This window comes from Escherichia sp. 93.1518 (assembly GCF_013368915.2).
GTDB lineage: Bacteria > Pseudomonadota > Gammaproteobacteria > Enterobacterales > Enterobacteriaceae > Escherichia > Escherichia ruysiae.
Window position 1 is genome coordinate 119841 of the sequence record NZ_JABWMT020000008.1, and the last position, 20352, is coordinate 140192.

The 20352-nt window shown below is 51.8% G+C and carries 19 protein-coding genes and 1 pseudogene; 7 read left to right on the forward strand and 13 right to left on the reverse strand.

Going from position 1 to position 20352, the window contains the following annotated elements; genetic code table 11:
- Nucleotides 1–144 precede the first annotated feature (144 nt).
- The 3 genes from fbaA to epd all read right to left on the reverse strand — a co-directional run bounded on the left by fbaA (nt 145) and on the right by epd (nt 3549).
- Nucleotides 145–1224, reverse strand: a complete 1080-nt coding sequence (gene fbaA, locus HEN21_RS08105; RefSeq protein ID WP_000034374.1) for a class II fructose-bisphosphate aldolase — start codon at nt 1222–1224, stop codon at nt 145–147.
- A 92-nt stretch (nt 1225–1316) separates the two neighbouring features.
- Nucleotides 1317–2480: a phosphoglycerate kinase gene (gene pgk / locus HEN21_RS08110; RefSeq protein WP_000111269.1), complete on the reverse strand. Its 1164-nt coding sequence runs from the start codon at nt 2478–2480 to the stop codon at nt 1317–1319.
- 49 nt (nt 2481–2529) lie between these two features.
- Nucleotides 2530–3549 (reverse strand): erythrose-4-phosphate dehydrogenase, encoded by a 1020-nt coding sequence (gene epd, locus HEN21_RS08115; protein ID WP_176252464.1) that lies wholly within the window; start codon nt 3547–3549, stop codon nt 2530–2532.
- A gap of 371 nt (nt 3550–3920) precedes the next feature.
- On the opposite strand from epd, the gene HEN21_RS08120 reads away from it, so the two are divergent.
- Genes HEN21_RS08120 through HEN21_RS08140 form a run of 5 tightly spaced genes read left to right on the forward strand, consistent with a single transcriptional unit; the run spans nt 3921 to nt 6997 of the window.
- On the forward strand, nt 3921–4352 hold the full coding sequence (locus tag HEN21_RS08120) for a PPC domain-containing DNA-binding protein (protein ID WP_000988685.1): 432 nt from the start codon (nt 3921–3923) through the stop codon (nt 4350–4352).
- Between the two features lie 22 nt (nt 4353–4374).
- Complete coding sequence (locus HEN21_RS08125) at nt 4375–4953, forward strand: ECF transporter S component (protein ID WP_176252465.1); 579 nt, start codon at nt 4375–4377, stop codon at nt 4951–4953.
- A complete protein-coding gene (locus tag HEN21_RS08130) occupies nt 4954–5661 on the forward strand; it encodes an energy-coupling factor transporter transmembrane component T (protein ID WP_105285483.1) in 708 nt (235 codons plus the stop codon).
- Nucleotides 5649–6326, forward strand: a complete 678-nt coding sequence (locus HEN21_RS08135; RefSeq protein ID WP_176252466.1) for an ABC transporter ATP-binding protein — start codon at nt 5649–5651, stop codon at nt 6324–6326. The genes HEN21_RS08130 and HEN21_RS08135 overlap by 13 nt, the downstream gene beginning before the upstream one ends.
- Nucleotides 6320–6997 carry an ABC transporter ATP-binding protein gene (locus HEN21_RS08140; protein ID WP_176252467.1) on the forward strand — a complete coding sequence of 226 codons (678 nt, stop codon included), beginning with the start codon at nt 6320–6322 and terminating at the stop codon, nt 6995–6997. The genes HEN21_RS08135 and HEN21_RS08140 overlap by 7 nt, the downstream gene beginning before the upstream one ends.
- Here the strand turns inward: HEN21_RS08140 and HEN21_RS08145 are convergent.
- Genes HEN21_RS08145 through cmtB form a run of 6 tightly spaced genes read right to left on the reverse strand, consistent with a single transcriptional unit; the run spans nt 6969 to nt 12323 of the window.
- On the reverse strand, nt 6969–7682 hold the full coding sequence (locus HEN21_RS08145; protein ID WP_000687771.1) for a nucleoside/nucleotide kinase family protein: 714 nt from the start codon (nt 7680–7682) through the stop codon (nt 6969–6971). The genes HEN21_RS08140 and HEN21_RS08145 overlap by 29 nt on opposite strands.
- Nucleotides 7679–8188 (reverse strand): fumarase E, encoded by a 510-nt coding sequence (fumE, locus tag HEN21_RS08150; RefSeq protein WP_176242667.1) that lies wholly within the window; start codon nt 8186–8188, stop codon nt 7679–7681. The genes HEN21_RS08145 and fumE overlap by 4 nt, the downstream gene beginning before the upstream one ends.
- Before the next feature lie 21 nt (nt 8189–8209).
- On the reverse strand, nt 8210–9175 hold the full coding sequence (glpX, locus tag HEN21_RS08155; protein ID WP_000987270.1) for a class II fructose-bisphosphatase: 966 nt from the start codon (nt 9173–9175) through the stop codon (nt 8210–8212).
- The gene (locus tag HEN21_RS08160; RefSeq protein WP_176252468.1) at nt 9172–10449 is read right to left on the reverse strand and encodes a zinc-binding dehydrogenase; all 1278 of its coding nucleotides are present in this window, start codon (nt 10447–10449) and stop codon (nt 9172–9174) included. Before HEN21_RS08160 ends, glpX begins: the two co-directional genes overlap by 4 nt.
- 14 nt (nt 10450–10463) lie before the next feature.
- Nucleotides 10464–11852, reverse strand: coding sequence for a PTS mannitol transporter subunit IICB (gene cmtA, locus HEN21_RS08165; RefSeq protein ID WP_000428776.1), 1389 nt, complete (start codon nt 11850–11852; stop codon nt 10464–10466).
- A gap of 27 nt (nt 11853–11879) precedes the next feature.
- Nucleotides 11880–12323: a PTS mannitol transporter subunit IIA gene (gene cmtB / locus HEN21_RS08170; RefSeq protein ID WP_001236692.1), complete on the reverse strand. Its 444-nt coding sequence runs from the start codon at nt 12321–12323 to the stop codon at nt 11880–11882.
- Nucleotides 12324–12675: 352 nt separating this feature from the next.
- Here cmtB and HEN21_RS08175 point away from each other — a divergent pair.
- Nucleotides 12676–13041 (forward strand): annotated as a pseudogene (locus HEN21_RS08175) (prohibitin family protein); the annotation flags it as partial.
- 217 nt (nt 13042–13258) lie between these two features.
- On the opposite strand, the gene tkt reads toward HEN21_RS08175, so the two are convergent.
- Entirely contained in the window at nt 13259–15250 is a 1992-nt protein-coding gene (gene tkt, locus HEN21_RS08180; RefSeq protein ID WP_000098617.1) for a transketolase, read from the reverse strand.
- A 277-nt stretch (nt 15251–15527) separates the two neighbouring features.
- Between tkt and loiP the strand changes: the two genes are divergently transcribed.
- Nucleotides 15528–16286 carry a metalloprotease LoiP gene (gene loiP / locus HEN21_RS08185; protein WP_010350362.1) on the forward strand — a complete coding sequence of 253 codons (759 nt, stop codon included), beginning with the start codon at nt 15528–15530 and terminating at the stop codon, nt 16284–16286.
- A gap of 149 nt (nt 16287–16435) precedes the next feature.
- On the opposite strand, the gene speB is transcribed toward loiP, so the two are convergent.
- From speB to speA, 3 genes are all read right to left on the reverse strand, one after another.
- On the reverse strand, nt 16436–17356 hold the full coding sequence (gene speB / locus HEN21_RS08190) for an agmatinase (protein WP_000105566.1): 921 nt from the start codon (nt 17354–17356) through the stop codon (nt 16436–16438).
- Nucleotides 17357–17491: 135 nt separating this feature from the next.
- The gene (locus HEN21_RS08195) at nt 17492–18223 is read right to left on the reverse strand and encodes a hypothetical protein (protein ID WP_000758908.1); all 732 of its coding nucleotides are present in this window, start codon (nt 18221–18223) and stop codon (nt 17492–17494) included.
- 145 nt (nt 18224–18368) lie between these two features.
- Nucleotides 18369–20345 (reverse strand): biosynthetic arginine decarboxylase, encoded by a 1977-nt coding sequence (gene speA / locus HEN21_RS08200; RefSeq protein ID WP_010350365.1) that lies wholly within the window; start codon nt 20343–20345, stop codon nt 18369–18371.
- Nucleotides 20346–20352: the final 7 nt, after the last annotated feature.

The following is a 20352-nucleotide window of genomic DNA, read 5'->3' on the forward strand; positions in this document are numbered from 1 at the left end:
CCGGATGCGGCGTAAACGCCTTATCCGTCCTACGAAAGCATTTAAGTTCACGTAGGCCTGATAAGCGTAGCACATCAGGCAATTTTTCTTTTGGCGAAAAAAAGACCCGCAAAGCGGGTCTTGAGATAAGCAAAAAGGAATATCTTACAGAACGTCGATCGCGTTCAGTTCCTTGAATGCTTTTTCCAGACGAGCGATCATCGAAGTCTGACCGGCACGCAGCCATACGCGCGGATCGTAGTATTTCTTGTTCGGCTGATCTTCGCCTTTCGGGTTGCCCAGCTGACCCTGCAGGTAAGCTTCATTTTCTTTGTAGTAGTTCAGAACACCTTCCCAGGTTGCCCATTGGGTATCGGTATCGATGTTCATTTTCACTACACCGTAGCTTACGGAGTCTTTGATTTCCTGAGCTGTAGAACCGGAACCGCCGTGGAATACGAAGTTCAGGCTGTTGTGCGGCAGGTTGTGTTTCTTAGAAACATATTCCTGAGAATCGCGCAGGATAGTCGGGGTCAGAACCACGTTACCCGGCTTGTAAACGCCGTGTACGTTACCGAAAGAAGCAGCGATGGTGAAACGCGGGCTGATTTTGCTCAGCTCGGTGTATGCGTAATCAACGTCTTCCGGCTGGGTGTACAGTGCAGAAGCGTCCATGTGGCTGTTGTCCACGCCGTCTTCTTCACCACCGGTGCAACCCAGTTCGATTTCCAGAGTCATGCCGATTTTGGACATGCGCTCCAGGTATTTAGAGCAGATTTCAATGTTCTCTTGCAGAGATTCTTCAGACAGGTCGATCATGTGAGAAGAGAACAGCGGCTTACCGGTAGCAGCGAAGTGTTTTTCACCTGCGTCCAGCAGACCGTCGATCCACGGCAGCAGTTTCTTCGCGCAGTGGTCAGTGTGCAGGATAACCGGAACACCGTAGTGTTCAGCCATCTGGTGTACGTGATGTGCACCAGAGATCGCGCCCAGGATAGCAGCACCCTGCGGAACGTCAGATTTCACGCCTTTACCAGCGATAAAAGAAGCACCACCGTTGGAGAACTGAACGATAACCGGCGCTTTAACTTTAGCAGCGGTTTCCAGTACGGCGTTGATGGAGTCAGTACCGACACAGTTTACTGCTGGCAGTGCGAAGTTGTTTTCTTTTGCTACCTGGAAAACTTTCTGTACGTCATCACCAGTGATTACGCCAGGTTTTACGAAATCAAAAATCTTAGACATGTTTCTTTGTCCTGTATCGTCGGGCTGTAGAAAAAGTGCGTGCTTTAAAAGCGCGCTGAAACAAGGGCAGGTTTCCCTGCCCTGTGATTTTTTTACTTCTTAGCGCGCTCTTCGAGCATCGCTACTGCAGGCAGTACTTTACCTTCCACGAATTCGAGGAATGCGCCGCCGCCAGTGGAGATGTAGGAGATTTTGTCAGCAATACCGAACAGGTCGATTGCTGCCAGAGTGTCGCCGCCACCAGCGATGGAGAACGCTTCGCTGTCTGCGATAGCGTTAGCCACGATTTCAGTACCTTTACGGAAGTTCGGGAATTCGAACACACCAACCGGGCCGTTCCACAGAATGGTTTTCGCATTCTTCAGGATTTCAGCCAGTTCTTGCGCAGAAGCGTCGCCGATATCCAGGATCTGCTCGTCAGCTTTCACGTCGTTAACAGATTTCAGAGTAGCCGGAGCAGTTTCAGAGAACTCAGTTGCTACGCGAACATCAGACGGAACCGGGATGTTGCAGGTGGTCAGCAGACGTTTTGCTTCGTCAACCAGGTCTGCTTCGTACAGAGATTTACCCACATCGTGGCCTTGTGCCGCGATAAAGGTGTTAGCAATACCACCACCAACGATCAGCTGGTCAGCGATTTTAGACAGGGAGTCCAGAACGGTCAGTTTGGTAGAAACTTTAGAACCACCAACGATAGCCACCATCGGACGAGCTGGTTCTTTCAGTGCTTTACCCAGCGCGTCCAGTTCAGCCGCCAGCAGCGGGCCTGCGCACGCAACGTCAGCGAATTTACCGATACCGTGAGTAGAAGCCTGCGCGCGGTGAGCAGTACCGAATGCATCCATTACGAACACGTCGCACAGTGCAGCGTATTTCTTGGACAGAGTTTCGTCGTCTTTCTTCTCGCCTTTGTTGAAGCGAACGTTTTCCAGAACAACCAGTTCACCTTCAGCAACGTCAACGCCGTCGAGGTAATCTTTAACCAGGCGAACCGGGTTAGACAGTTTGTCTTTCAGGTAGTTAACAACCGGCAGCAGAGAGAATTCTTCATTGTACTCGCCTTCGGTAGGACGACCCAGGTGGGAAGTTACCATCACTTTAGCGCCTTGTTTCAGAGCCAGTTCGATGGTCGGCAGAGAAGCACGGATGCGTGCGTCGCTGGTTACTTTCCCGTCTTTTACTGGTACGTTCAGATCCGCACGGATAAATACACGTTTCCCAGCAAGATCCAGATCGGTCATCTTAATTACAGACATGGTGAATCCTCTCGTTGATTCTAAAAGTTTTGCAGACGCTGCTTGCGTCTTACCTGAAAGCAACAGCGGCCATGGCTAACGTCGTGTCGAGCATTCGGTTAGCAAAGCCCCATTCGTTATCGCACCAGACCAACGTTTTGATCAGGTGTGCGCCACTGACCCGGGTTTGGGTGCCATCGACAATGGCACTGTGCGGATCGTGGTTAAAATCTACAGAGACCAACGGTAATTCCGTATAGTCAACTATACCATGAAATGCACCTTGTGCCGCCTTTTGCAGCAACTGGTTGACTTCATTGGCTTTTACAGGTTTCTTCACCGTCACGCTTAAATCAATTGCCGTCACATTTATGGTTGGCACGCGTACCGCAATCGCTTCAAAACGATTGTTAAACTGCGGGAAAAAACGCGTGATACCAGCGGCCAGTTTTGTATCGACCGGAATAATCGACTGACTGGCTGCCCGGGTGCGACGCAGGTCAGGATGGTATGCATCAATAACCTGTTGATCGTGCATGGCGGAGTGAATTGTAGTCACAGTGCCGGACTCAATACCGTACGCATCATCTAACAATTTGATGACGGGAATTATGCAATTCGTGGTACAGGAAGCGTTAGAAACGATGCGGTGTTCCGCACGAAGTTGATCCTGATTGACGCCGTAAACAACGGTCGCGTCGAGATCGTTACTGCCAGGATGTGAAAAGAGCACTTTTTTGGCCCCGGCGGCAATATGCGCTTCGCCATGCTCGCGGGAGCCATATACGCCAGTGCAGTCGAGAACCACATCGACGCCAAGTTCACGCCAGGGAAGCGATTGCAGTGAACGTTCATGCAATACGCGGATGGCGTCATCACCAACAAAGAGTTGATCGCGTTCCTGACGTACTTCCCATGCAAAACGGCCATGGCTGGTGTCATATTTCAACAAATGCGCCATGCCCGCAGCATCCGCCAGTTCGTTGATTGCCACCACGGTGATTTCCGCCCGGCGTCCGGATTCATACACAGCACGAACCACATTACGCCCGATGCGACCGAAGCCATTTATCGCTACGCGTACGGTCATAGGTCTCCTGCAAGGCTTTCTCTAAGCAAATTTGCCAGACAGAGTAGTCCAGCAAATCGTTCGGGAAAACCTTACCTGTCGCAAATCGCGACTGATTGGTTAATTGTCGAACATTTAATCGACTGAAACGCTTCAGCTAGGATAAGCGAAACGCGGAATAAAAGGAATGATTGTCCAGTCAAAGAAGACAATTATCTGACTTACGTCACGTTTTTCGCTCTGGTTCACCAGGAATTATTCCACCTGGCAGAATCACGAATAAGCGTAGCAAAATCTTTTCGTTGTGCCGTCATAAACCCTGACTTATATCAGAATATGATTGATGCAGCGTCGATATCATCCGCAATACGTCCGAGTTTCGGAGTACTTCAATGATGACATTGCCTCACCCTTATTCTTCAACTGCACGCTTTTACGCGCTGCGCCTGCTTCCCGATCAGGAAGTTTTCTCTCAATTACGCGCCTTCGCACAGCAGCAACAGCTTCACGCTGCGTGGATTGCTGGTTGTACCGGCAGTCTGACTGATGTTGCTTTGCGCTATGCCGGGCAAGAAAACACCACCCTTCTAAGCGGTAAGTTTGAAGTGATCTCACTGAACGGCACGCTGGAACAGACGGGCGAACATCTTCATCTCTGCGTTTCTGACCAACACGGTGCGATGCTTGGCGGTCATATGATGCCCGGCTGTACCGTGCGCACCACGCTTGAACTGGTGATCGGCTGCCTGGAAGAACTGGCATTCAGTCGCCAACCTTGTGCACTTTCTGGTTACGACGAGTTGCATATTTCCCCCGTTAACTAACTATTTTCAGAGAGGTTTTCTTATGGCGCATCGCCACTTTTCCAGTCAGGCTCTGGTGCTGATCGTTATCTCTATCTCCATCAATATGATCGGCGGGCAACTGGCCAGCATGGTCAAACTACCTATTTTTCTCGACTCCATCGGCACGCTTATTAGCGCGGTACTGCTTGGGCCGGTGGTCGGTATGCTGACCGGCTTGCTGACCAATTTACTTTGGGGATTATTGACCGACCCGATCGCCGCCGCTTTTGCTCCCGTAGCGATGATCATTGGTCTGGTCGCGGGCTGGCTGGCGCGGGTAGGTTGGTTTCGCACCCTACCGAAAGTCGTTGTCAGCGGCGTGATTATTACCCTGGCGGTCACAGTCGTTGCTGTACCGTTACGTACTGCGCTGTTCGGCGGCGTAACCGGTAGTGGAGCCGATTTGTTCGTTGCCTGGATGCACTCTATGGGGCAAAACCTGGTGGAATCGGTGGCGATTACGGTGATAGGCGCGAACCTGATCGATAAAATTCTCACGGCGGTGATTGTCTGGCTTTTACTGCGACAACTGCCGATTCGCACTACGCGCCATTTTCCAACGATGGCAGCCGTGCGCTAAATGCATCCGTTTACCTCATTAACGCTGTGGGCGCTGGCGGCCTGCACCACGCTAGTCCTGCCCGCGCAGACCATTTTGCCGGTCTATAGCGCGGCGACCTTTCTCTGCCTCATTGCGTTAAAAGCCACGCGGCGACGGGCAAAATATGTCGCCTGGCTGATGTTTTCGCTGGGGGTCGGGCTGTGGCTAGTGCACGGTGGCTGGCTGACAGAATGGATAAGCGGAACGCCGCGCAATCCAGAACGTTGGGCATTTGCTATTACGCTCTGGCTGCGCATTCTGGCTATTGTTTCCACTTCGCAGTTGTGGATGCAGTACGTACCCGTGCAATGTTTTATCCGCGCTTTGTTTGCTTCTCGCCTGCCGCCGGGCGTCGCTTATCTGTTTGCCGGACCGCTGCTGGTCGTTGAGCAGTTAAAACGGCAATTAGCGATTATTCATGAAGCACAGCGTGCGCGTGGCGTGCCGCTGGATGAAGGCTGGTATCAGCGTTTACGTGCGATGCCGGCGTTAATTATTCCGCTAACACACAATGCGCTTAACGATCTGGCGATCCGTGGTGCGGCGCTGGATATGCGGGCATTTCGCTTACATAACCGGCGCACTACGCTATGGGCACCACCTGACAGTAAATTACAAAAAGTGTCTCGTTACACCATGATATTGCTGATACTGGCAGAACCCGGAGTGTGGCTATGGTTACGTTAGAACAGTTTCGCTATTGTCCGACGCACTCAACGCACTCTCCGTTCTGTTATGACTTTCACTATGACAAACCGGGGATGGTCGCCATCTTTGGGGACAACGGCAGCGGCAAAAGCACGCTGGCGCAGCTGATGGCGGGTTGGTATCCGGACTTCCTGCCGGGTGATATCGCTGGCATGGGAATGCTCCTCAATACGCCTATTGGGCAACTCTCACTAAACGAACAAGCCGCCACTATCCAGCTCGTCCAACAATCACCCTATTTGCAGCTCTCCGGCTGTACCTTTAGCGTGGAAGAAGAAGTTGCCTTTGGGCCAGAAAATCTGTGTCTTGAAGAAGCCGAGGTTATGGCGCGGATTGACGCAGCCCTGACCCTGACCGAGTGCCAGTCGTTGCGCCATCGTCACCCAGCAACGCTCTCCGGCGGAGAGACCCAACGTGTGGTCATCGCCTGCGCTATTGCCATGCAACCAAAACTATTAATTCTTGATGAAGCCTTTAGCCGACTGACGTCGCAAGCCAGCGAAATGCTGTTGCAGCGTTTACAACACTGGGCGCTGGAATGTGATTCGCTGATTATTCTTTTTGAACGTCATCGCACACCTTTCCTGAACTATTGCCAGCAAGCGTGGCAACTGCAAAACGGAGTGCTCCGGTCATTATGTTAACGTTAAATCAGGTGACTTATCGCTGGCCAGGTGCGGCAACGGATTGTCTTTGCGACATTTCTCTGCAACTCAAACAAGGTGAATGGCTGGCGCTGACCGGCGACAACGGCTCGGGTAAATCGACACTGTTACGCATCATGGCGGGTCTTCTTCCCCCATCTTCCGGTATAGTAATATTGCAACAACAGGCATTACATACGCTTAAGAACCGCCAACGCGCGGCAAAGATTGGCGTGCTGTTTCAGGAAGTGGAAAACCAGCTGTTTCATAGCACCGTCGCTGAAGAGGTCGCGTTTGGCCTGAAATTACAAAAATACTCACCCGCAGACATCGCGAAACGCACCGAATACGCCCTGCAATGTTGTCAGTTAGCAGACGTTGCCAGCGCGCATCCATTGGATCTGCATAGCGCACAGCGAAGGATGGTCGCCGTCGCCAGTCTGGAAGCTCTCACCCCGCCGCTGTTATTACTTGACGAACCGAGCCGGGATTTTGATGCCCAATGGCTGGCGGTATTTGAAAGCTGGCTGGAAAAGTGCCGCCAGCGAGGTGCAAGCGTGGTGGCAATCAGCCATGACGCCGCGTTTACCCGGCGTCATTTTTCTCGCGTTGTGAGACTGGAAGGCGGTGTAGTGAGAGACGTCAATCCGCCAGACGATATTCACCGCTAGCCGTCATCATTAAGGTCAAATTTGCCGGCAGACTCTGTTCCAGCACCCGGCGAACATTTGGGCCGTCGGTACGTTCATAAAAGGCTTCAGCGTCTGCCAGCGATAACCCTCCCGCCAGCTTGCGCCCCACCAGCCGTTCCCGTAACGCAGCTGCGGGCGCGTTGATAAAGATCGAGAAATCACAAAATTGCGCAAGCGTGCGCCACTTCTCGTCATCCAACAACAGCCAGTTTCCTTCTACGATAATGATCGGTGCAGTAACGTGTAACGCATCTTCTACGGGATCATGCTTTTGTCGATCGTACTGCGGCCACGTACAATCCCCTTCCACTGCCCGGCGCAGATTTTCCGCCAGTTTCGCCACGTCAAACGTCTGCGGTGCGCCTTTATAAGGGCGAAGCTGATGCTCATCCAGCCAGCTATTGTAATGGTGAAAACCATCCATCGGGAGCGTCTGAATAGCGGGTAATTCGGGATCTTGTTGTGCAAGATATTCCCAGAAGGTCGTTAGCGTAGATTTGCCCGTCCCCGGTGGAGCGCAAAGAAATACCACCGTGCGCCGCTGCGGATTTACCGCCTGCAAGGCGGCCAACATGCGCAGCAATGGTTTATGCACGTGTTTTATCTCTTCATCATGGTACTGCGCTTGCACGTTCAGCCCATTCACCGTTAATTCAATTTTCACGGCGTTAATTCCTTTAAGGTTGTCGTTACTGCCAGCGTCAGCGCCGTTTTGACCATCCCGGTAAAACGCCCCTCTGACCAGACGGCGAAATCGGCGAACTTCATCGCCTTTAACGCATCATAGAGAGTCGCATTGCGGGTTATACTATTGACGTTGCTGATAAAATCCCAGGTTATGTCATCGGCAAATCCTGGGGGGGCATCCTGTTCGTTCAGGTAATGCCAGAACTGAGAAAAATGCGTGATATCGGCGTACAACCATTTATCCATTTTCCCCAGCGCATAAATTAAACGCAGCGCAACATCAATATCGTCAAGCGGGCCGCTTTGGGCGAGTAACGGCTTCACTGCATATTCCACGATCTCTTCATCGTTATCGATAAACAGCGACGGCAGAAACTGGCGTATTCCCTGGAGCAAAATGGTATGCGCAGTTTTCATAAATGAAAATAAATTGTCCTGTGCGTCCAGTTGCTCAAGCACATCATCTTCTGTCAGCGTCGCCATTCGTCTTCCGATAGATCACCATCAATGCAGGGAATCTATTATATTACACGTTTGGTCCGCGCCGCCGATCAGTAATGTCTGCGTCCGCACCCCATTCGCCGTCTGTTGTATACCGTTCACCAGCTCTCCGCCCGTGACGCCCGTGGCACTAAAGAGGATATCTTTTCCCCTCACCAGTTCGTCGAGTGAGTACACTCGGTTAACGTCAACCCCCATTTCCTTACACCGCTTGCGCTCCTGCTCTGCAATTTGCCGATTTTCGGTGTAGTCACCTTTGGCCTGACAAAAATCAATCAGCTCGGCCTGCATATCCCCGCCCAATGCTTTAACAGCGCAGGCAGAAATAACGCCCTCTGGCGCACCGCCGATGGTGTACATCACGTCGTAAGGATTATCCTGCCAGCAGGTCAGCACGCTGGCGGCGACATCGCCATCCGGCAGAGCAAAAACCTTCACGCCAAGCTGCGTCGCTTCCTCAATCGCGGCACTCAGGCGCGGTTTATCAAGCGTAACCATACGTAACCTATCCAGTGGTTTACCTAACGCTTTCGCCACGTTGCGCAAGTTTTCTGTAAGGGGTAAAGACAGATCGATTGCCCCGGCAGCCAGTCGATTAACGACCAGTTTTTTCATATACATATCGGGCGCGTGTAGCAAGCTGTTTCGTGGGGCGAAGGCCATGACCGCCAGCGCATTGCTCTGCCCCATCGCTACCATCCGGGTGCCTTCAATCGGGTCAACCGCGATATCGACTTCTGGCCCATCGCCTTTGCCCACATCTTCGCCAATCCAAAGCATCGGCGCGTGGTCAATTTCTCCCTCGCCGATAACCACTCGCCCACGAAAAGCGACGTCGTTTAATGCCTGGCGCATCGCGGTGACCGCCAGGCCATCAATTTTATTTTTGTCGCCACATCCGGTTTGCGGCCAGGCAGCCAACGCTGCCTGCTCCGTAACGCGAAATAATGGCCACGCCAGGGACATCATTGCGCGGCCTCCCCGATATCAACGCCAAATTGCGCCAGCAGATATTTCTCGGCCTGCTCATTCCAGATACCGTGCGTTTCCTCAACCAGCCGCGCCAGCTCTTTAAACAGCGGATCTGTTTTGCCTTTTTCGGCAAAATCGCTAGTGGCGGTGAGCGGCATGGTGACGCCGTTGTAGATGAGTTTTTTACCGCCGGGGATATCCGGCAAATTGAGCACGGTTTCTGGCACCGCATCCAGCCCACCGATATGGGTAACCATAAACGACGGCTGCAACTGCCCCGTGGCGCTAAGGGCTATCGCCTCTTTCATATCGTCCGTTGAACCGCCGGATGTACCGACGACGTGGGTACTGTTGTAATGGACGTTGTAGAAATTAAATGGCACTTTGAAGTTTTTATCCGTCGGGCCGGCAAAGAAGTTCAGGCAGCCATCTTCCGCCAGTAATTCATCAGCCATCTCGACGACTGAAGGCACCGCTGCATAGACAAACACGTCATCGAACCCGGCATCTCCTGTCAGCGTCCGTAGCGTCTGGACTGGATCGCTCATCCCTTTGGTATTCACATACACCAGTTCAATGCCCTTGTTTGCAGCCAGTTCCACCGGCAACAACTTCTGCACCTGCGCCAGGCGTTTTTCGTCGATATCGACCACCACTACCCGCGACGGTTGTACGCCGCCGTTAATGGCGTAATCGATAGCGCCAATTCCCATCGGGCCAGCACACGCCAGCAGCGCAATATTGCCACCAGGTTTGACGCCCATGCGATGCTCATAAACATATTGCGTGGTGTGATAATTGGCATGATAAGCACCAATAATGCAGCACATCGGCTCTGCCAGCGACGCCGCAGCAAAATAAGAGCCGTGATACGGTAATACGCAGCCCAAATTAATGGCGATTTCGGGAATAATCATATAAGTGGCATTGCCGCCAAAATATTCGTAGCTGTAGCCCGCTGAATATCCGCTTGGTAACCCCATCGCCGGTTGCAATACAAAACGCTGGCCTTTTTTATATTTGCCAGTGAGATTTTTACCCACTTCGACAATAACCCCGGCACATTCATGCCCGGTAATGACCGGATGATTTTCTAAATCGTCGGGTACGCGTTTATGTTCACTACCGAGTAACGCCGCTTTCCAGGTGGATAAACAGACGCTGTCAGAAATTACACTCACCAGTAATTCATTATCGGTAATTTCTGGCAGTTCAAATTCGCGCAGACGGACATCCCGCTTGCCATAAATAGCAGCAACTTTGGTTTTCATTTTTACCTCTGTAATCAGTGTTTATGTTCGGCGGTTAATTGATTAAATAAAGTGTCGAGTTTTGGATCGCCAATATAGTTATTAATCAATATCAGTGGTTTATCCGTCACACGTTTCACGCGCCCTTCCAGACTGGCGTGTGTGACCACAATATCGGCATCCGCAGGCACGTTTTCTATCGCGTAATGTTTTACTTCTATTGCCAGCCCCGCTTTTTCCAGGCGCTTACGGAAGGTGGTTGCGCCCATCGCGCTGGAGCCCATCCCCGCATCGCAAACAAAGGCAATGCGTTTCACACGGCTTAACGAAAATGCGCCTTCCTGCTTCATTGCTTTAACCGCATTGGCTGACTCGGTAAATTCATCTTCACTCTCAGTCTCCACCGTTTTTTCCATCTTCAGTATCAGTGAAGTGATGACAAAGGAGACCAGCGTGCCTACCGTAACTCCGGCAATTGTCGCCAGGAACGAGCCTTTCGGCGTCAGTGCCAGGTAGGCAAAGATAGACCCCGGACTTGGGCCAGCCACCAGACCACCGTCCAGCAAATTAAACATCCAGGTTCCAGACATGCCGCCCGCAATCATGGCGATAATGGTCAGTGGCTTCATCAGCACATACGGGAAATACAGTTCGTGGATGCCGCCAAGAAAGTGAATAATCATCGCACCTGGCGCAGAACGTTTACTCATTCCTTTACCAAACAGACTAAACGCCAGCAGCAACCCCAACCCAGGCCCCGGATTCGACGCCACCATAAAGAAGATGGATTTGCCGTTAACCGAAGCCTGTTGCATACCCAACGGGTAATAAACACCCTGATCGATCGCGTTATTGAGGAAAAGCACTTTCGCAGGTTCATTGATAACAGACAGCAGAGGCAGATAGCCCGCATGTACCAGCGCCTCAATACACTCTTTGACGAAAGTATTGGCTATTAACACCGCTGGACCGATAACTTCAAAACCTAACAGGCAGAGAGCCATGCCGGCGATACCTAATGAGAAGTTATTGATAACCATCTCAAAACCAGCGGGGATGCGTTTTTCCAGTGCCTTATCGACATATTTAATCATCAGGCCGCCAAGCGGTCCCATAATCATCGAACCCAGGAACATGGGGATCTCAGCACCAACAATTACGCCAATCGTCCCTATGCCCCCCATCACCGCACCGCGTTTACCGCCGACCAGGTGACCACCGGTAGAACCAATCATCACCGGTAATAAATAGGTAATCATTGGGCCGACAATTTTGGCGAAATGTTCATTCGGCAGCCAGCCGGTAGGAATAAATAATGCAGTAATAAAACCCCAGGCAATAAAAGCTCCGATATTGGGAATGACCATAGCGGTCAAAAAGCCCCCAAAAGCCTGAACCTTTGCACGAGCAGACTTGTTTTCCATAATATTATCCTGTAGAGGAGAAAGTTATTATTCGCGGCTGATAATGTCCGCTAATTGTTTTTCTGATGATGCTGTTAAGAGTTGTTCAAGTATTTCTTCTTCGCACAGTAATTCACTTAACGCCTGAATAGCGCCAATGTGCGAATCGGCATCGGCAGCAGAAAGCCCGATGAGTAATTTAATCGGTTCGTCATTCCCGGAAAAATAAACACCTTGTTTAAGTAACGTCAAAGACATCCCGGTTTTGAGCGCCCCACATTCCGGTCGCGCATGAGGCATTGCCACGCCTGGTGCGAGAATATAATAAGGGCCATTGCTAATGGTGGAATCTTTAATAGCCTGAATGTAATTCTCGCTGATATAGTCTTTTGTTAATAATGATGCCATCGAAAAATCAATAGCCTCCTGCCAGTCTTTAGCTGCATGTATCACTGAGATTGATGATTCTGGAAAATAATCAATAAGCCGCATAAATTATCCCTATTTTTAGAGTACCGACTGTCGGTGAAAATAAAATACGCGCGCAAAAAATTGAAAGCAATTGGGCTAAAAAGGCGAACCACCAGAAGAGGAAAAACAAACAAGCCATAAATAACAACAGGTTGCGATTAGTAATTATAAAGTCAACTTTCTGTTTGTGACTTGAATTGCAAATAAGACAAATTTATGATTATTGTGTTTGTGATAACGCTCACCATTTATAGCTTGAAAGTCCGAAAACAGATAAAATTAAATCTTACAGCCCCTTCTTTATAGATTCTTAATATTCGGGGTTGACTGTTATCCTCACATCAGAGGGGGCATATTCCTTGCTTTGCTCAATTCTGACGCTTATGAGAAGTCGATTGAAGATCGAATGAAAGCGGAAGTCGCCATTGCCATACGTAAACAAAATCTGGAAACGGAGAAAATCCAGGCGCAAATTGCCGTAACTCAGGCTCAGGCCGAAGCTGACAGTAAACTGGCGGCAGCTAAAGCGGAAGCGGAGACTATTCGCGTAAGAGGCGCGGCTGAAGCTGAAACTATTCGTTTAAAAAGTGCGGCAGAAGCTGAAGCTATTCGCCTGCACGGTGAGGCTCTGCGGGACAATCCAGGTCTTGTTGTCCTTACCACTGCTGAGCGTTGGGACGGCAAATTACCCGATACCATGCTCCCCGGCAGTACCGTTCCGTTTATCTCAACCAAGTAAAAAGAGCCGCGTTTGCGGCTCTTGAGACTGATGGCAAGGGCTAAACTGCCTGATGCGCTACGCTTATCAGGCCTACACAGTCCGTGCAATATATTGAATTTGCATGATTTCGTAGGCCGGATAAGGCGTTCACGCCGCATCCGGCATGAACAACGCGCACTTTGCCAACAATATAAAGGGCCGCTTTCGCGGCCCTTCTCACAAAGCATCTTACCGATTACAGCAACGCTTTTGCTTTCGCAACAACGTTTTCAACGGTGAAGCCGAACTCTTCAAACAGTTGCTCTGCCGGTGCAGACTCACCGAAGGTGGTCATGCCGACGATAGCACCGTTCAGGCCAACATACTTGTACCAGTAGTCAGCAATGCCCGCTTCCACAGCTACGCGTGCAGTAACCGCTTTCGGCAGTACGGATTCACGGTAAGCCGCATCCTGCTTGTCGAATGCGTCGGTAGAAGGCATGGAAACCACGCGCGCTTTCACGCCTTCAGCAGTCAGTTTTTCGTAGGCAGCGACAGCCAGCTCAACTTCAGAACCGGTAGCGATGAAAATCAGTTCCGGCTGACCGGCACAGTCTTTCAGCACATAACCACCGCGCGCGATGTTTGCCAGCTGCTCTTCAGTACGTTCTTGCTGCGCCAGGTTCTGACGGGAGAGGATAAGCGCAGTCGGGCCGTCCTGACGCTCAACGCCGTATTTCCACGCTACAGCGGATTCAACCTGGTCACATGGACGCCATGTAGACATGTTCGGGGTTACGCGCAGAGAAGCGACCTGCTCTACCGGCTGGTGAGTCGGGCCATCTTCGCCCAGACCGATGGAGTCGTGGGTGTAAACCATCACCTGACGCTGTTTCATCAGCGCAGCCATACGTACGGCGTTACGTGCGTATTCCACGAACATCAGGAAGGTGGAGGTGTACGGCAGGAAACCACCGTGCAGGGAGATACCGTTAGCAATCGCGGTCATACCGAACTCGCGAACACCGTAGTGGATGTAGTTACCTGCAGCATCTTCGTTGATTGCTTTAGAACCAGACCACAGGGTCAGGTTAGACGGTGCCAGGTCAGCAGAACCGCCGAGGAATTCCGGCAACAGCGGGCCGAACGCTTCGATAGCATTCTGCGACGCTTTACGGCTGGCGATTTTCGCCGGATTAGCCTGCAGTTTAGCGATAAACTCTTTTGCTTTCGCGTCGAAGTCAGACGGCATTTCGCCTTTCATACGGCGGGTAAATTCAGCCGCTTCCTGCGGATAAGCTTTCGCGTAAGCCGCAAACTTCTCATTCCATGCAGATTCTTTCGCCTGGCCTGCTTCTTTCGCATCCCACTGAGCATAGATTTCAGACGGGATTTCGAACGGCGCGTATTTCCAGCCCAGCTGTTCGCGGGTCAGGGCAATTTCAGCGTCGCCCAGCGGCGCACCGTGGGAGTCGTGAGTACCGGCTTTGTTCGGGGAACCGAAACCGATGATGGTTTTGCACATCAGCAGGGACGGTTTGTCAGTCACTGCGCGCGCTTCTTCAACTGCGCGTTTGATGGATGCCGCGTCATGACCGTCGATGTCGCGAATAACGTGCCAGCCATAGGCTTCGAAACGCATTGCGGTGTCGTCGGTGAACCAGCCTTCAACGTGACCATCAATAGAAATACCGTTGTCATCGTAGAATGCAATCAGTTTACCCAGCTTCAGCGTACCCGCCAGAGAGCAAACTTCGTGGGAGATGCCTTCCATCATGCAGCCGTCGCCCATGAAGGCGTAGGTGTAGTGGTCGACAATGTCGTGACCCGGACGGTTAAACTGCGCCGCCAGCGTTTTTTCTGCAATCGCCATACCGACTGCGTTGGCAATACCCTGCCCCAGCGGGCCAGTGGTGGTTTCTACACCTGCGGTGTAGCCCACTTCCGGGTGGCCCGGAGTTTTAGAGTGCAGCTGACGGAAGTTTTTCAGTTCTTCCATCGGCAGATCGTAACCAGTGAGGTGCAGCAGGCTGTAAATCAGCATGGAGCCGTGGCCGTTGGACAGCACGAAGCGGTCACGGTCAGCCCAGGACGGATTCTGCGGGTTGTGTTTCAGGAAATCACGCCACAGGACTTCGGCAATGTCAGCCATACCCATCGGGGCGCCCGGGTGACCGGATTTGGCTTTCTGTACTGCGTCCATGCTCAGCGCACGAATAGCATTGGCAAGCTCTTTACGTGAGGACATTTTGACTCCAGATCGGATGATGAAGGGCACGCCCTTAACGACTTGACGACAGCGCGTTTTGGGCTACGCCGGAAAATTTGCCAACAATTTACCGCAAGCCGCGCGTCATGTACATGGAACATCCTTTTGCCGCTTCAGAAATCTCTGGATCATGCTCGCATGTTGCGCAATCTGCTCGCCCGTCCGCTGCGCTTTTCCTTATACTGAGACTGAGCGTCGATTCACCTGCAAACGGCGCATTTTTAGAATAATCCTGACCTTGTGCGGAAGAGAAAACATGAAAATTCGCGCCTTATTGGTAGCAATGAGCGTGGCAACGGTACTGACCGGTTGCCAGAATATGGACTCCAGTGGACTGCTCTCATCAGGAGCGGAAGCTTTTCAGGCTTACAGTTTGAGTGATGCGCAGGTGAAAGCCCTGAGCGATCAGGCCTGTCAGGAGATGGACAGCAAGGCGACGATTGCGCCAGCCAATAGCGAATATGCTAAGCGACTGACCACCATTGCTAACGCGCTAGGCGACAATATCAACGGTCAGCCTGTGAATTACAAAGTGTATATGGCGAAGGATGTGAACGCCTTTGCAATGGCTAACGGCTGTATCCGCGTCTATAGCGGGCTGATGGATATGATGACGGATAACGAAGTCGAAGCGGTGATCGGTCACGAAATGGGGCACGTGGCGTTAGGCCATGTGAAGAAAGGGATGCAGGTGGCACTGGGCACTAACGCGGTGCGTGTCGCAGCAGCATCTGCGGGCGGGATTGTCGGCAGTTTATCACAATCACAACTCGGTGATCTGGGCGAGAAATTAGTCAATTCGCAATTCTCCCAACGTCAGGAAGCAGAAGCGGATGATTATTCCTACGATTTGTTGCGCCAACGCGGCATCAGCCCGGCAGGTCTCGCCACCAGCTTTGAAAAACTGGCGAAACTGGAAGAAGGTCGCCAAAGCTCAATGTTTGACGACCATCCGGCATCCGCCGAACGCGCCCAGCATATTCGCGATCGTATGAGCGCAGACGGGGTTAAGTAAGGTCCGGTGGTGCCGAACGTAGGTCGGATAAGGCGTTCACGCCGCATCTGACATGAATGGCACATGTGTTACCCCGTGCGCATTGCCGGATGCGATGCTGACGCATCTTATCCGGCCTACGGGTGATGAGCGTAAGCAGGATAAGGCGCTTACTCGCCCTTTTTCGCCGCCTGAATATAGAGCATCTCCAGCGCCAGCGTCGCTGCTGCCAGAGCGGTGATTTCCGACTGATCGTATGCCGGAGCCACTTCCACAACGTCCATCCCAACAATGTTGAGATCTTTCAGGCCGCGTACCAGTTTAATAGCGCGATCGGAGGTCAGGCCGCCAATTACCGGGGTACCGGTGCCTGGTGCAAATGCAGGGTCCAGGCAGTCGATATCAAAAGTCAGATAAACCGGCATATCACCCACAATCTGTTTCACTTGGGCGATAACATCATCCACGCTGCGATCGTTCACCTGGCAGGCGTCCAGCACGGTAAAGCCGTTGTCTTTATCAAACTCGGTACGAATACCAATTTGCACGGAATGATTCGGGTCAATCAGACCTTCTTTCGGCGCGGTATAGAACATCGTGCCGTGGTCAAATTCACAACCGTTAGCGTAGGTATCGGTGTGGGCGTCAAAGTGTACCAGCGCCATTTTGCCGAAATGTTTCGCATGAGCGCGCAGCAGCGGCAGCGTGACAAAGTGGTCACCACCGAAGGAGAGCATACGTTTACCGGCAGCCAGCAGTTTCTCTGCGTGCGCCTGCAATTTCTCGCTCATCTCACGGGCATCGCCGAAGGCATATACCAGATCGCCGCAGTCCACCACGTTCAGGCGCTCGCGCATGTCGAAATTCCACGGGAAACGGTTGTGTTCCCAGGCCAGGTTAGTTGATACCTGACGGATAGCCGCCGGACCGTGACGACCACCCGCACGACCAGAAGTGGCCATATCGAACGGCACGCCGGTAATTACCCAGTCAGCATCGCTGTCATACGGCTGGAAGTTCATCGGCAGGCGTAAAAAACCAAAGGCGTTGGAAACCAGTGAGTTATCGTATTGATGCCCTAAGGTGCTCATGGATGGACTCCTCTTACAAAGTCGATATAAAAAAACCCTTCCGCGTCGTTAGGCCCGACGAGGAAGGGTTGGATTTGCGAAACACAAGTTTGCGCTAATTATCGCCTTAAATGGGCGAGGCATCAAGCGAGGTTGCTATTTACGACACGGTGGCGGCGCATAGCCATTGTTGTCAGCCGGAAAGGCTTGTCCAGAGCACGGCGGCAGCGCGCTTTTCGCCGAGCCTTGCAATTCAAAGGCGGCAAAGCCGATCACCCCGGTATTACGCACATCGCCTTGCGCCGAATTGGCGGCGTAGGAATCTGCAACATTGGCGAACTGAAAAGCCGCTTCGGTATGTTTATCTTTGCGGAATCCTTTAATCGCTAACGAATCACCAGCGTTCACAATATAGCCATTGTTATTCAACGAACCTTGTTTACCATTCAGAACATCCAGGCCATCAACCGTAGCAACGATCTCGTAGTTAGTGTTCCGGCTGTAGTTACGGACATATAATTGATAATTCATCCCCACTCTGGCATGAACAATATATCGCGGTTCATTATTTGATGAATCATAAACTCGCGTAATAGGTAGAGAATTAAAATTCGCATCACGAATAGCATATTCCAGTTCGTTAATACGAATGCTATAAACACGGTCGTAGCCGGAAGGAATATTTGTCGAATAATTAATAACGATCATCTCTGCCGGATCGCGCCAGGCGCGTTCAGCAGATACGCCCTGAACCGTTGAGTGCACATCCCCCCCCCAGGCGGTGCCGACATTGCCCGATGCACTGCTATTATACTGCGCATTACTGGAACAACCGGCCAGCAGCACGATTAATGCCACCAACGCGCTACGTACTTTCCATTTTTTCATAACCGTTCCCTCTGCATTTAATTAATGCAGCGATTGTAGGGAGATTATTTAATAAGAAAAGCAGCTAAATTATTTTTAAGAATATATAAAAAGAAAGCGGACCGATTTACGTAAATAAATCGACCCGCCAGCAGAATAATCTTAATTATTCATCTTCAAGATAGGTATAACCGTACAAACCTGCCTCGAACTCTTCAAGGAACTGTTGTTGCAGTTCAGCATCAAGATCGGTTTTCTTCACTTGATCACGGAACTGAGTTAACAGCGTTTTCGGATCGAGCTGTACATATTGCAGCATGTCCGCCACGGTATCGCCTTCGTCAGACAGTTCCACTTCTACACTACCGTCAGGGAAGACGAACACGTCAACCGCTTCGGTATCACCGAACAGGTTGTGCATGTTGCCGAGGATCTCCTGATAGGCACCGACCATAAAGAAACCGAGCATCGGCGGATTCTCTGGATCGTACTCCGGCATAGGCATTGTCGTGGCAATACCATCACCATCGATATAGTGGTCGATAGCACCGTCAGAGTCACAGGTAATATCCAGCAGCACAGCGCGGCGTTCCGGCACTTGATCCAGCCCTTCCAGCGGCAGAACCGGGAACAACTGGTCGATCCCCCAGGCATCCGGCATTGACTGGAACAGCGAGAAGTTGACGTACATTTTGTCCGCCATACGTTCCTGCAGCTCGTCGATAATCGGACGATGAGCGCGATTTTGCGGATCCAGCTGCTTCTGCACTTCATGGCACATGCTCAGATAGAGCTGTTCAGCCCATGCACGTTCTTGCAGATTGTAAGTGCCCGAAGAGTATCCGATATGAATATCGTGCAGATCCATCTGGCTGTCATGCAGCCACTCACGCAGAGAACGGCGAGTCCCCGGTTCGTGCATTTCCTGCCAGGTTTCCCACATGCTTTGCAGTGCGCGCGGCGCATCTTCTGCGGGCGCGGTCGGCACCGTGTATTCATTACGTTCCACGCCGATGATATTAGACACCAGCACGGTGTGATGCGCAGTCACCGCACGACCCGATTCGGTGATCACCGTCGGATGCGGCAGGCCGTTTTCTTCACAAGCATCGCCAATCGCCCAAATGATATTGTTGGCGTATTCATTGAGGCCATAGTTCACCGAACAATCGGACTGCGAACGGGTGCCTTCATAATCCACGCCCAGACCGCCGCCGACGTCGAAGCACTGAATATTGACGCCCAGCTTGTGCAGTTCCACATAGAAACGCGCCGATTCACGAACGCCTGTCGCGATATCGCGAATATTCGCCATCTGCGAACCGAGGTGGAAGTGCAGTAGTTGCAGGCTGTCGAGACGCCCGGCTTCACGCAGGGTTTCAACCAGTTGCAGTACCTGAGTCGCAGCCAGGCCGAACTTCGATTTTTCCCCGCCGGAGGACTGCCATTTACCCGAGCCCTGCGAAGCCAGACGCGCACGCACACCCAGACGCGGAACAACGTTCAGGCGTTCAGCTTCATCCAGCACAATGGCGATTTCCGACATCTTCTCAATAACCAGATAGACCTTATGGCCCATCTTCTCGCCAATTAGCGCCAGGCGGATATATTCGCGGTCTTTATAACCGTTACAGACGATGACGCTACGGGTCATGCCCGCATGAGCCAGCACCGCCATCAACTCGGCTTTGGAACCTGCTTCCAGTCCCAGCGGCTCACCAGAATGAATCAGGGACTCAATCACGCGGCGATGCTGGTTAACTTTAATCGGATAAACGAGGAAGTAGTCACCGTTATAACCGTAGGATTCCCGCGCACGTTTAAACGCAGCATTAATGGAACGCAAACGGTGCTGGAGGATCTGCGGGAAGCAGAACAGTGCTGGCAGGCGCTGCCCCTGCGCTTCGCGGGTTTTCACCAACTGCGCGAGATCGACGCGAGCTTCCGGGACGTCCGGGTCCGGGCACACGCTGATGTGACCCAGCTCGTTAACGTCATAGTAGTTATTGCCCCACCAGGCAATATTGTAAGTACGCAGCATCTTGCTGGCTTCCTGGGAGCTCATTGCAACCTCCTGCATGGAGCGTAGTACACCGTGTTCGCCCGCTGACGAAGGCAAACTCATAGACATGTCGTCAGACATAGCGAAC

Excerpts from the sequence above, each read along its gene's own strand:
- fbaA (WP_000034374.1), bottom strand. The coding sequence starts at position 1,224 with ATGTCTAAGATTTTTGATTTCGTAAAACCTGGCGTAATCACTGGTGAT.
- pgk (WP_000111269.1), bottom strand. The coding sequence starts at position 2,480 with ATGTCTGTAATTAAGATGACCGATCTGGATCTTGCTGGGAAACGTGTA.
- epd (WP_176252464.1), bottom strand. The coding sequence starts at position 3,549 with ATGACCGTACGCGTAGCGATAAATGGCTTCGGTCGCATCGGGCGTAAT.
- HEN21_RS08120 (WP_000988685.1), top strand. The coding sequence starts at position 3,921 with ATGATGACATTGCCTCACCCTTATTCTTCAACTGCACGCTTTTACGCG.
- HEN21_RS08125 (WP_176252465.1), top strand. The coding sequence starts at position 4,375 with ATGGCGCATCGCCACTTTTCCAGTCAGGCTCTGGTGCTGATCGTTATC.
- HEN21_RS08130 (WP_105285483.1), top strand. The coding sequence starts at position 4,954 with ATGCATCCGTTTACCTCATTAACGCTGTGGGCGCTGGCGGCCTGCACC.
- HEN21_RS08135 (WP_176252466.1), top strand. The coding sequence starts at position 5,649 with ATGGTTACGTTAGAACAGTTTCGCTATTGTCCGACGCACTCAACGCAC.
- HEN21_RS08140 (WP_176252467.1), top strand. The coding sequence starts at position 6,320 with ATGTTAACGTTAAATCAGGTGACTTATCGCTGGCCAGGTGCGGCAACG.
- fumE (WP_176242667.1), bottom strand. The coding sequence starts at position 8,188 with ATGGCGACGCTGACAGAAGATGATGTGCTTGAGCAACTGGACGCACAG.
- glpX (WP_000987270.1), bottom strand. The coding sequence starts at position 9,175 with ATGATGTCCCTGGCGTGGCCATTATTTCGCGTTACGGAGCAGGCAGCG.
- HEN21_RS08160 (WP_176252468.1), bottom strand. The coding sequence starts at position 10,449 with ATGAAAACCAAAGTTGCTGCTATTTATGGCAAGCGGGATGTCCGTCTG.
- cmtA (WP_000428776.1), bottom strand. The coding sequence starts at position 11,852 with ATGGAAAACAAGTCTGCTCGTGCAAAGGTTCAGGCTTTTGGGGGCTTT.
- cmtB (WP_001236692.1), bottom strand. The coding sequence starts at position 12,323 with ATGCGGCTTATTGATTATTTTCCAGAATCATCAATCTCAGTGATACAT.
- tkt (WP_000098617.1), bottom strand. The coding sequence starts at position 15,250 with ATGTCCTCACGTAAAGAGCTTGCCAATGCTATTCGTGCGCTGAGCATG.
- loiP (WP_010350362.1), top strand. The coding sequence starts at position 15,528 with ATGAAAATTCGCGCCTTATTGGTAGCAATGAGCGTGGCAACGGTACTG.
- speB (WP_000105566.1), bottom strand. The coding sequence starts at position 17,356 with ATGAGCACCTTAGGGCATCAATACGATAACTCACTGGTTTCCAACGCC.
- HEN21_RS08195 (WP_000758908.1), bottom strand. The coding sequence starts at position 18,223 with ATGAAAAAATGGAAAGTACGTAGCGCGTTGGTGGCATTAATCGTGCTG.
- speA (WP_010350365.1), bottom strand. The coding sequence starts at position 20,345 with ATGTCTGACGACATGTCTATGAGTTTGCCTTCGTCAGCGGGCGAACAC.